Annotated in this window: 7 protein-coding genes and 1 pseudogene; 1 reads left to right on the forward strand and 7 read right to left on the reverse strand. The window is 70.5% G+C overall.

Annotation, left to right across the window (positions count from 1 at the left end):
- Positions 1 to 91 precede the first annotated feature (91 nt).
- Positions 92 to 1,234, forward strand: a complete 1,143-nt coding sequence (locus tag GFH49_RS20295) for a 4-hydroxy-3-methylbut-2-enyl diphosphate reductase (RefSeq protein WP_155057504.1) — start codon at positions 92 to 94, stop codon at positions 1,232 to 1,234.
- Positions 1,235 to 1,477: 243 nt separating this feature from the next.
- On the opposite strand, the gene GFH49_RS20300 is transcribed toward GFH49_RS20295, so the two are convergent.
- The 7 genes and pseudogenes from GFH49_RS20300 to GFH49_RS20330 all read right to left on the reverse strand — a co-directional run.
- The gene (locus GFH49_RS20300; RefSeq protein WP_230396389.1) at positions 1,478 to 4,420 is read right to left on the reverse strand and encodes a 3-keto-alpha-glucoside-1,2-lyase-like domain-containing protein; all 2,943 of its coding nucleotides are present in this window, start codon (positions 4,418 to 4,420) and stop codon (positions 1,478 to 1,480) included.
- Between the two features lie 371 nt (positions 4,421 to 4,791).
- Complete coding sequence (locus tag GFH49_RS20305; protein ID WP_230396390.1) at positions 4,792 to 5,706, reverse strand: hypothetical protein; 915 nt, start codon at positions 5,704 to 5,706, stop codon at positions 4,792 to 4,794.
- Positions 5,703 to 7,814 (reverse strand): PEP/pyruvate-binding domain-containing protein, encoded by a 2,112-nt coding sequence (locus GFH49_RS20310; protein WP_155057506.1) that lies wholly within the window; start codon positions 7,812 to 7,814, stop codon positions 5,703 to 5,705. Before GFH49_RS20310 ends, GFH49_RS20305 begins: the two co-directional genes overlap by 4 nt.
- A gap of 3 nt (positions 7,815 to 7,817) precedes the next feature.
- Positions 7,818 to 8,513, reverse strand: a complete 696-nt coding sequence (locus GFH49_RS20315) for a DedA family protein (protein ID WP_155057507.1) — start codon at positions 8,511 to 8,513, stop codon at positions 7,818 to 7,820.
- A gap of 5 nt (positions 8,514 to 8,518) precedes the next feature.
- A complete protein-coding gene (locus tag GFH49_RS20320; protein WP_155057508.1) occupies positions 8,519 to 9,352 on the reverse strand; it encodes a hypothetical protein in 834 nt (277 codons plus the stop codon).
- A gap of 362 nt (positions 9,353 to 9,714) precedes the next feature.
- The gene (locus GFH49_RS20325) at positions 9,715 to 10,416 is read right to left on the reverse strand and encodes a TetR/AcrR family transcriptional regulator (protein WP_155057509.1); all 702 of its coding nucleotides are present in this window, start codon (positions 10,414 to 10,416) and stop codon (positions 9,715 to 9,717) included.
- A 503-nt stretch (positions 10,417 to 10,919) separates the two neighbouring features.
- A pseudogene (locus tag GFH49_RS20330) lies at positions 10,920 to 11,234 on the reverse strand (ATP-binding cassette domain-containing protein); the annotation flags it as partial.
- Positions 11,235 to 11,334 lie beyond the last annotated feature (100 nt).

Consider the following 11,334-nt stretch of genomic DNA (forward strand, 5'->3'; position numbering starts at 1 on the left):
GGTGACAACCGCGGCTTTCGTGCGGAGCGGGTCCGAATGCGGCTGTTGGATGGAATCGTCACCTTCCTCCGCTCGACCCATGTCAGGAACGATGAACCGAAGCGTGCTCTTAGAGGTGTTCCACTCCACCACCCTGCAGGTCGCCCCGGGCACCCTCACGGTCGCCGCATCGTGGCGGCACCCGAGGCGCGGGTCCGTGGTCTGCCCCGCCCACCGCCTGGTCGGCGCACATCTCCGGCAGGCCGGAGTGACCACCGAATACCGTCCCTTGTACGACGAGGACGTACGCGACGGCCTCGCGGCGTCACCGACGACGGTCGTCGCCGTCTCCTACGAGAACCCCGGAGGCGGACACCGCGGTATCGCCCTCGCGGCCCGCAGCGAAGACACCGCCGCACTGCGGCTGGCACACCGGCAGATCGAGTCCTGGAAGGCGGTCCTGCGTACCCGCAGGGTGCTGCACGTGGCGCCGCGGACGGTGGAGAGGACCGGCGACGGCTCTCCGCCACCGGGCACCCCGGTCCCGCCGCAGGCGTCCGGCGACTCCGGTTCTCCGTGGCGGGCCTGCGGATGCCCCGCTCGCGTGAGGTGCCTGTCGGAAGAGAACGCGCAACGGGCGCTGCGCCGGTTCCTGGCGAGAGGGGACGAAATCGTCGTCGTAGGTGTACCGGCCGACGGTGCCGGAATGGGGACGACATGGCCCGCGGGGGCGCTCTGTCCATACGGAGGACGGGTGGCGACGCCGCAGCAGGCCGAGACCCTGGCCGTCGCGGACCCGGACCGCCTCGCGTTCGTCGTCGCCCCGGGAGCCGTCGTCTCGGAAGCGGCAGCAGTCCTCAAGGTGCTGCGCAGGCGTTTTCCGCGGCTGAGGGGCCAGCATCCCCGGGAATGGTGCTACACCATGGACGACCTGCACACGGCCGTCGGCTCGCTGCTGTCCCAGTCCGACCTGCTCCTCGTCGCCGGCCGGGGAGTCAGCCCCGCGGTGCGGGCCGCGGTCACGCACGCGGCCCGGACCGGGGTGTGCGTCCGTGACATCACGGCACTGGATCGGCTCGGGCCCGACGACATCGACGCGGCGACGATCACCGTGCTCGACGCCGAGGACGACGGACGGCTGTACCGAGCGGTGACCCGGGCGCTGGACGGTCTGGGGCCGACCAGCCATGTCTGGAGGCACGTCGGTACCTCCACGGCGGCGTCGCACTCCACCCGCACCCTCACGACGCCGTGACCGGGCCGCGCCGGCGCCGACGCCGGCGCGGCGGTGAATGAGCCCGAGGGCGTGGCCGCCGGCCAAGCTCCACGGTGCCAAGGGTGACGACGCCGCACGCCGAACGCGTGCGGCGCCAGCGCCTTTTCGGTGCCGGCACTTGCTCCGGCGGACCAGGCGGGGGCGGCGCGGCCCCGTCTGACGTCGGCCGCGCCTGACGTCGGCTTCCGTCTGACGTCGGCTTCCGTCTGACGCCCCGGCCGGCTACCGCGCGCTGTCCTCCTTGCGCACCAGCCCGTCGTACGCCTTGTCGAGCCTGTCCGTGATCTGCTCGACGCCGATGATGTCGAGACCCTTCTGCCCATCCGCCGCGGCCTTCGCGGCCGAGGAGGCGGAGGCGAACAGAGCCCAGGAGCCGGCTGTGTAGTCGTCCTGTGCCGGACTTCCGATCTCGTCGAGGGCGGTGCGGATCGGTGTGGTGTCCACGGTGCCGTCCACATCACCGGAGACGGCGTTGAACGCGTCGAGAACGATCTTTCCCGACTTGAGCACGAACCTCGCCGTGTGCTTGCCCTCGGGCAGGCCGCGCAGGGCGTACGTCGCGAGACGCTTGTCGGTGGCGGCCGTCTTCACGTCCTTCGCGGTCAGCTTGCCGTCGACGTAGACGTCGAGAACGGCACTGCCGTCGTTGCCGCCGATGACGTCGATGCCGGTACCGGTGAAGGGGACGGTGACGGAGGCGCCGGCGGTCGTGCTCGTCGACGTCGAGCGGTACCAGTCCATCGCGTCGCCGAGTGAGGCTTTCCTGCTCCAGGTGGACTCGTAGGCGATCGAGCTGTCCATGCCGTCGAGCTGCGCACTCGCGTAGGGCGCGTACCCGTCGACCTTCTCGACCTTCAGGTTGTCGAACGCGATCTTGTGGAAGTCGGTGCCGAGCTTGACCCGGCCTTCGGTCTGCGGAGTCGGGTCCTGGTACGTCGCGACAGGCTTCCCGTCGATGTACGTCGTGATCGTCGCGCCCTTCGCCTCGATGGCGAGGCGGTAGGTGTCGGACGCCGCGACCGTTCCCGTCCTGACGGCCGTGCCGTACTCGTACAAGGTCCATGCGCCGTTCGGGCCGATGCGTACGTTGTAGGCGGCGTCGCTGATCGCCATGCCCTTCTGCTGGCGGACGCCGAGGGCGGCGACCCCGCCGTCCGGGTCCGGGAACGAGACGTCGACCGTGGCCTTGTAGTTCTCCCAGCGGAAGTCGCCGACCGTCGTGTTCGGGGTGTTGCGGTTCCAGGCGCCGGTGTCCTTCATGGACTGGTCCATGTACTGGTACAGCACGTTGTCGCCGCTCGCGTTCTCGCCGACCTCCCAGGCGCCGGTCTGGTCGACCATGTAGCGGGGCTGGTTGCCGCGCGACGTGAGGTAGGGCTGGGACACCTTGCGCGCGCCGTCGTCCGTCCCGACCTGGACCCTGCCCTCCTCGTCGTACTCGAAGTCGTCGGCGTACAGGACCTTGTCGCGGTTGTTGTGCTTCTTGCCGGTCGCGTCGGCGTCGAGCACCGTGCGGTTCCCGGACCCGGGCAGACGCTGCAGCGTCTCCCTGTCGCGGCTCTTGTCGAGTGTGGTGAAGGTGACGATCGAGCGCGGCTTGACCGTGTAGACGTAGTAGCCGTCGCCGTCGGGGCGGATCTCGGCGGCCACGTGCTTGAAGTTGGCGTCGTAGGCCTGTCCGGGGTCCGCCGCCCGGGTCTCCCAGACCTCCATGGTGGGATCGCCGCGCAGGTCCATGTTCTCGGCCTTGATCCGGTAGGTCTTGGACTGGTCGCTGTCATTGACGGCGATGGTGGAGAAGTCCTTCTTGGCCGGGTCGGCGAGGGTCATGTAGCTGGGTGCGCCGTTGGAGCCGTCGACGTTCTCGGTGCCGCTCACGCCGCTGTAGCTCGCCTCGGGCACGGTGCGCCAGATGCCGGCCGTGTTGGTGTCGTTCTCCCAGCCGGTCTTCGCGAACTGGGTGAAGTGCTGCATCACATACACCGAGGCGTCGTAGTGGAGGTACCCCGACCACGGGTCGCGGGCGCTGACCAGCTCCTTGTGGCTGTACTGGGCACCCTCGTAGAAGGACCCGATCGCCGGCTGGAAGATGTAGTGCGTCCGCTTGGAGTTGGCGTAGCTCTTCACGGAGCGGTTGGCGAGGTCGAGGGCGCTCTGCACGCCGCCGATCCCGGTGCTCGCGCCGCCCGGCCCCTCGGTGTTGTTGACCCGGTAGTCCGTCCAGCCGAAGGAGCCGACGCCCTCGCTGTACCAGACCTCCTTGTCCTGGCCGTACGCGTTGTCACCGGTCGCCAGCTTCGTGTACGGGCGGTACGTGGCGCTGTCGGGAGCGCCGTCCAGCCGATCCTCGGTGGTGTAGTGGTAGCCCACCGCGTCCACCATGCCGAAGAGTTCGGCGTCCGTGAGCAGGGCGGGGCCCATGTTCTTCGTGGTGTTCTCGTCCGAGGCGGTGATCTTGATGTCGCGGTACGCCTTCGCGGCCGCCTTCTGCTGACGAGGCGTCAGGCCGTAGCGTGGGTCGGCGAAGTCCGTGTCGTTCACCAGCGCGTTCTTGTACCACTTGACGAAGGAGATGTCGGGGTTACGCGTCTCGTTGGTGTCCGGGTTGACGTAGTCGACCATGTAGCCGTACTTCTCGTAGGCGTCGAGGATGGTCTCCTTGTACCACCTGTACATCTCGTCGGTGCCGGTGCCCTTGTTCCACTCGGTCTGGACCCACTGGGGCATCTCCCAGCGGAGAATCGAGACCTTGAGCCCCGGGTTGACCGTCTTGGCGTCGGCGGCCAGCTGGAAACCCGCGGAACGGGAGGCGTCGGCGAGTTCGTCCGCCGTGCGCATGGTCGCCGGATCGGAACCGGTCGACGTGTTCGTGTCCGAACCCATCTCGATCTTGACGTGGTTGATCAGCGGGTTCTCTCCGCCGAACAGGACCCTGATGAGCTGCCAGTACCGGGCGGGCTGCTCCGCCTTGTAGTCCATCAGCAGGTTGGTCGTGCTGTTGCAGCTGAGTACTCCGAGGCCTTTGTAGGTCAAGCCGTTCACGTTGTCGGCGCGGACGTCGTTTCCGTCGACCACGACCTCCACGGGATCCTCCGCGGTGTGGGCGGCCGGGGCGGCGATCGCACCCGCCGTCAGCGCGAGGGTGGTCGCCGTGGCAAGCGACACCCACCCGGGTCTTCTTCTCTGTTTCCCCATCCGGCCTCGACTCCTTCGCTGTTCGGTATGCCGAAAGCTGTTCGCGAATCCGGAGCGGACCGTAGGCGGCAAGCGCTTTCTGCGTCAATCCCCTTGCAACACCGGCGGCTTCGAGGCCCACATCGAGCACGGCCGCAACATCGGCGGACCCTGCTGTGGGCATCGCGCCGAGCGTGTCCCGCCGGCCGCGCGAGGGGCCGCTGGACGTACGTCCGCGAACCGGGTCGAGGAGTGGGTGGTCCCGGGAGTCCACGCACGAGGCCCCGGCCTGCCTCACAGCTCTCCGACCGGGTCGCGGAACCGGAGGCAGGCGTCAAGATCGTGGCGGCCCCACGGAGGCCTCACTTGCGGTGATCGGCCTGTCCTTCTCCCAGGACCACCGCGCTGGTGCGGTTGGTGCCGGCGTCCTCGATGCAGCCGCGCAGGCGCATCACGTCGTGCTCGGGGAGGGCGGGCCGGACGACGCCGGCGTAGACGCCGTCGCGCATGCGGTGCAGGGTGGCGTTGTCGTTCTGGGCTGCGGTGGAGCGACGGCAGGTCTCCCACAGGTCGTTCGCGGCGAGTCGGACCGCCTCGGGGCTCTGGTCGCCGTGGGTGTCCAGCTGGAAGACCATGGTCGTGGCGGCCGCGTCAGGACTCTGCTCGGCACGGGTCTGGGTCGCGTCCGCCAGGGCGTTCCACAGCAGCGGGACCATGAGTATGCCGACTACGGCCGTCGCCACGGCGAGCGTCCGGCGGCCGGTGCGGGCGGGTGGTACGGCCGGGATGGCCTCCAACGGAGCTGTGCCGGTGGCCGGTGGGGCGGTCAGGGCCGCCAGCCTTCCGGCCAGACGGCGTTCCGCGCCCGGCCGGAAGGTGGCGCCGGCGAGCTTCTGGATGACCATCGCAACCCCGGAGAGCGCGGCTCCCGCCGCCATGAGCACGGGGACGAAGACGAAGGTGCGGGTGCCGTTGATGTCCCTCGCGTCGACGGAGGCAAGCCAGTTGAAGCGGCCCGGTGCGGATGAACGGGTCTGCTCCAGCCTCTTGCGTACCTCCTCCACACGGGCGTCGGACTGCTCCAGCCGCTCCTCCAGCCGCGCGAACCGGGTGAGCAGCATGATGGTGGCCAGGAACACCTCGACGACGAGGAGCAGGACCCCGGAGATCACAGCCCGCTGCCATTCCCAACGGGTCAGGTAGAGCACGGTGTAGTACCCGGCATAGGCAGCGGACAAGCCGCCGAAGGTGTAGCCGATCAGTCTCATGGCCTTCATGCCGCCGGCTCCTCTCGGGTCGCCGCGGTTTCGTGTGCCGCGGGGTCTGGCGGGGTTTCGTGTACGGTCACCGCTCCGGTGCCGCCGTCGACGGCCACTGAGGTCCCGCCGGGGAAGCGGTCGACCGCGTCCGGTACGCCGACCGCCGTGGGGACGCGGTGCTCGCGGGCGAGCACGGCGAGGTGGGACAGGGCGCTGCCGGTCTCCGCGACGAGTCCGGCGAGGCCGGGCAGGAGCGGCGCCAGGGCCGGGTCCAGGGAGCGGACCACCAGCACGGGATGGTCAGGGCGCTGGCCGTGTCCGTCCCACACCGTGCCGGTGCCGAAGCCGCCGCCTGCCCCGTAGCCGTCGCCCGACGTCCGCTGCCCGCGGGGGAGTTCGGCCACGGGGCGGCCGTCCGCCAGCCGGAACGCGGCGGGCAGCGGACCGGTGTCCGGCCGCGGCAGCCGCTGGTCGAGATCGGCCGGCAGTCCGTCGCCCTGCGCCGCCCGTGCCAGTTCCTCCCAGCGCAGCGACATCAGACGAGGCAGCCCGAGTGCGCGCCCACCGGGTCCGAGCCTGCGCGCCAGCTCCCGCACCATCTGCGCCTGCATCTCCTGCACCCACCGGATGCGCAGCCGCAGCCCTTCACGCACCGGCAGCGCCCCCACACCGCGCGGCATCGTGGTCCACCCGGTCTGTTCCGGCAGCGGTGCACGGTCTCCCAGCGTGGGCGGCAGCAGGGCCAGCAGAACAGGGTGACGTTCGATGAGTTCGTCATCGCTCAGGCCGCGGGCGCGGCCCTCGCGGAGTTCGGCGAGCGCCTCCCCGGCTGCCGTGGCGCCGGTGCCCGCGCCGAGCAGCGCGCCCGCCAGGGACTCCTGGGCGTGGAGAGGGGACAGCACCTGCCGGCCCCAGGTGACTGCGTCCAGCAGCTGACCGCTGAGCATCTCCCCGGGTGGCGGGAAGTCGGCCAGGCCACGATCCACGTCCGCCAGCAGGTCGACGGCCAGCAGTGGGAACGCCGAGCGCAGCCGCCCCACCCGCCAGGCCGCCGACGCACGCCGTGCCCCCGGCGCGGGGTTGATGAAGTCCAGGACCGGATGCGCGGACGGTACGGCGCCCAGGATCCGCAGATCGGCGGCGGCCCGTCCGTCGACGGTGGTCACCACCGGCAGTTTGCGCAACTGGCGCCGGGATGCCGCTCCGGCGATGTCGAGCGCGACCGTGAGACCGTGGCGCATCGGTGCCACCCAGAGGTCCTCCTCCAGTGGCTGGAGGACTCCGGGCAGGGTCTCGGCGACCGGGCCGGGGCCCAGCAGCCGCGCGTCACGAGGCGGCCGTACCGCCATCGCGGTGATCGGGCGGGACTGGAACAGCCACAGCTGTCCTTCGGCGTCGAAGCCGAACTCCATGTCCTGCGGACCGTCGAACACACGCTCGGTCTTCTTGGCCAGCGACACCAGCCGGGTGGTCTGCCGGTGCGACAGCACCCGTTCGCTGCGTCGCTCGGGCGGGTCCGTGCTGACCAGTCGGGCAAACCGGGTCAGCTGGTAGCGCACCCCTTGAGTACTGCCGTCGACCAACTGGTCCGGGCCGCCCTTTACCGCGCTGACCAGGATCCGGTCGGTGCGGCCCTCGACGGGGTCGGCGCCGAACATCACTCCGCCGACGGCCGACCGGAGCATCGGCTGCACCAGCACCGCCATCGCGTCGCCGGGCTCCTGGCCCTCCGGTGGGCGCAGGGGCCGTACCCGTCCCGCGGAGTCGAGCACGGTCTGCACCGCGGTGGTGAACTCTTCCCACCCGCACACGTCCAGCACCGACTCGAAGCGCCCGGCCATGGAGGAGTCCTCGGTGTCCTCGTGCGCGGACGAGGAGCGCACCACCAGCGGCCGGTCCTGCCTTTCAGGGCCGGCCAGCGCCTGCCAGGCGGAGCGCACCGCGTCCTGTCCGGCGGGTGCCCCGGGCGCCCGCCCCGCGGGCACCAGCACGAACCCGGGCAGCACCGGCAGGCCCGCCACGGCGGCCCGGGCCAGGTTGGCGGCCTTGGCGCCGGTCACGGACGGATCCTTGGCCCGTTCCGTGTCCAGCGGTACCACCGCCAGCTCCGCACCCTCGAATCCCATGACTCAACCCTCCTGTGAATACGAGAACATGTGCATCGGTTCCTGCTCGGAGGCCGCGCGCGGCTCGCCGGGTGCCTTCGTCAGCGATGTGCCCCACGCCGGGCGACGGCGGCGCGTGAGGAGCCGTACGACGATGAAGGCAGCCACGGCCACCGCGGCGAGCACGGCGGCGGTGATCAGGCCGATCGAGTGCAGGAGATCGATGACGGCCGCGCCGGCGAAGTAGCCGATGAGCACGTTGCCGATGCCCCAGACCAGCGACGCGGCGCTGCTGTAGAGGAAGAAACGGCGGTACGGCATCCCGGACGCCCCGGCGGCGAAGGGCAGGAAGGTCCGTACGAACCCGATGAACCGGCCGGTGAACACCGCCGCCCCGCCATGGCGCATCAGGAAGGCGCGGGCCCTTTCGATCCGCTGGTCGGACCGGAACCGGTGCAGCCGCCCCCGGCTCGGCCGCCGCTCGCACCAACGACCCAGCGCGAAGCCGAGGTTGTCACCGGTCATCCCCCCGGCGACCACGAGGACGGCGAGCAGCACAGGGTCCAGATCACCGCGGCCCGCAACGGCGGACGCGACCAGGATGACCGTCTCACCGGGCAGCAGCAGCCCGATGAAAGCGCTCGTCTCCCCGGCCGTCATCAAGAACACCACGACGTACGACCACCACCCGGCCGCCTCGATCAGAGCATCGACGTCCATGGCCGTCAGCCCGCCTGCCGCAGCCGCACGGGCTCCGCACCGGCCCATGCCTCCGGCGCCTCGGTCCGGGGCCGGAGGGGAACCACGTCATGCCCGCGCGGTGTGGCGCGTGAGGCGGCGACGGCGCTGCGGCGCTCGGCTCCCCGTCCTCGCTGAACGGATCCCGCGGCGTACCACGCCACCAGCGGCACGCCCGCCGCCACCAGCGCGCCGAGCAGCCGGTGGTCCGTTGTGATCGCCGCCGCTGTCTGTGCGGACAGCGCGATCACCGTCACGGTGGCCCGTGCCCAGCGCCTCGTGGTGGTGGCTGTGACGGCCAGTGCCATCAGCAGATACCAGCCCGCCTGCACGCCGGTCAGCGCGAAGTAGTCGCGGACGAGGGACGCCTCGTCCGCCGGAAAGCCCCGGAGCGAGGTGAAGACGGCGAGACCAGCCGCGTTCGACACGAACAACGCGAGGGCACCGCGCACATAGACCGTCTGGTCCCGGCCGGCCAGCCAGAACAAGGTCAGTGCCATCAACGGCCAGGGAGCGGAGGCGCCGATCCATGACAGGACATGCGCCGTGCTGTGACCGAACGCACCCAAGCTGTCCGCCGCGGTGGCCTCGTACGGACGAGTGGTCTCGGCGGTGGATGCCACCCAGCTCACATCGAGGAGGGGATCGTCTCCCGCGGTCACGAGGAGGAGGCAGACGTATACGAGCCCTGCCGCGGCCACGCCCGCCGCACCCCGCCGCAGGCTCTTGCGCGCGGTCGCCTGTCGTGGCGCGGGCCCTCCCGGGAGCACGTCGCCTCGCGTACGGCGAAGGCGATGCGCGCAGGTGGCGACGGAACTCATCGCACGTTCCCCGAAACGAGAACCGGGCCGCGTTCCTGGGATGCGGCCGGGGCAGTGGGGGGAGTCGCCCGATGCGCCTCGGGTGACTCCCACAACGGCATGACGCCCCAGGGGAGCGACACTGATGTGCTCTGCGAGAGGAACGCGCTGTCCTTTATGGACGCGGGTGGATTCACGGCAGCCTCCTGACCGGACGAGGACACGTCATCTCGGCGGACGCGTGGTGCCCCGGTTCTTCGACCAGCTTAACTGGACTGCACTCTCCGTTTATTCCCTCTGTGACGCACGAGACATTGAAAAGCGGCGGCACAGGTCGAGGCGTCTGCGCGTGGCGACGGCGGCGGCGCTCCGGGAAGCGGCCGTCAGCTCTTGTTCTGGCCGTCACGGCCGGTCGGCCGCAACCCCTTAGTCTCCGCGTGCCCGAGCAGTGCCCGCTCTGTCTGCAGGGGAGTCGGCGCGGCCGGCAGCGGTTCCGAGTGCCCGGCCCTGCACGCCGCCAGCAGGTAGGCGATCAGGCGCCGCCACGCATGCGGCGCCGCGTGGCGGGTCACCTGCGTCACGCCCGCATTGGCCATGAGGAAAAGGAAGATATCCTCCGGAACGAAATCCTCCCTGAGGACACCGGCTTCCTGAGCCCGGCGCACGAGTTGCGTCAGGGCCTGGGCGTGTCGCTCGCCCATGGTGGCCGCCACCTGCGAGGTGGGCAGTCTGACGGTGAGCAGGTCGCTCAAGCCGCGATCGGTCGCCATCGCGGCGCAGAGCCGCTCGACGAGCATGCAGAACCCGGCCCACGGGTCCTCGCGGCGCAGCGCCTCTTCGGTGATGGCCGCCACGCGCAGCAGTTCGTCCTCGAAGGCCGCCTCGACCAGGTCCTCGCGTGTGGGAAATCGCCGGTACAACGTGCCGGCACCCACGCCGGCGCGCTCCGCGACCTCGTCCAGCGGTGCGTCAAGCCCTTGTTCCTCGAAGATCTGGCGAGCGGCTTCCACGATCCGCTGCCTGTTTCGCAGTGCATCCGCCCGCAGTCCCCGCCGGGCTGTCCCTGCACTCTCTGTCGCTGCCATACGGCCACTGTACCAACCGGACATAATTCTCCGGATTTCATGCCTGAAGCGATCCAGAGTGTCCGGGCAGGGCGGTGTCCTGCGCGGCGCAGCGGCGGCAGAGGCCATGGCCGGCGGCTTGTCCGGTGCCGGCGGCCCGCCCCAGGGCACCTCCCCCGGCTGCTTGTGCCGCCGAGGCCGGGCTCGCGAGGAGGGCGGACGGGATCGCCGTCGTGCCCGCCGGCCATGACCAGCGGATGGCGTCCCGCCGAGTGGTGTAGCCGATCAAGCTGGCGGAATCCGCAGGTCGCGGCCCGAATCGCCCTCGCCGACGGCCCTGTTGGGGCTCGCCGAGCCGGGACCAGCCGTGATCGCACGACGGACCGCAGCGGCACGTACCGGACGGCTCCGAAGCGGAGGCGACGGACCGTGATCGGCTCCACCACGACGGGGGACACGACCGACCAGCGCGCCGAACTCACGCCTCGTGGGCGTGCGTCATCGCTTCCTTTTGGTGTTTCGAAGAGGTTGTCGGCGATGGTCATGTGCGGCCACAGCGCGTACGACTGGAAGACGAGGCCCAGGTTGCGGCCCTCCGGCGGCACCGCGTTGCGCGGGTTTCCGTCGAAGAAGACCTGGTCGCCGACGCGGATGGTGCCGGACTCGGGGTTCTCCAGGCCGGCCACGCAGGAGAGCGTGGTCGACTTGCCGCAGCCCGACGGGCCCAGCGGGGTGAAGAACTCACCGTCGTCGACGGTGAAGTTGATGTCCTGAAGGACGGCGTTCCCGCCGGAGGACCTTCGGCGGTGTTCACCTTCACGCCCGGTGACATCCTGCACGCCGACGAGGACGGCGTCGTACTGCTGCCCGCGACCGCGACCATCGGCTGAGCGCTCCGCGGGATGTGCGGGGGTGTGCCGTCGCCCGTCCCGCCGCGTC

The organism is Streptomyces blattellae (assembly GCF_009709555.1).
GTDB lineage: Bacteria > Actinomycetota > Actinomycetes > Streptomycetales > Streptomycetaceae > Streptomyces > Streptomyces blattellae.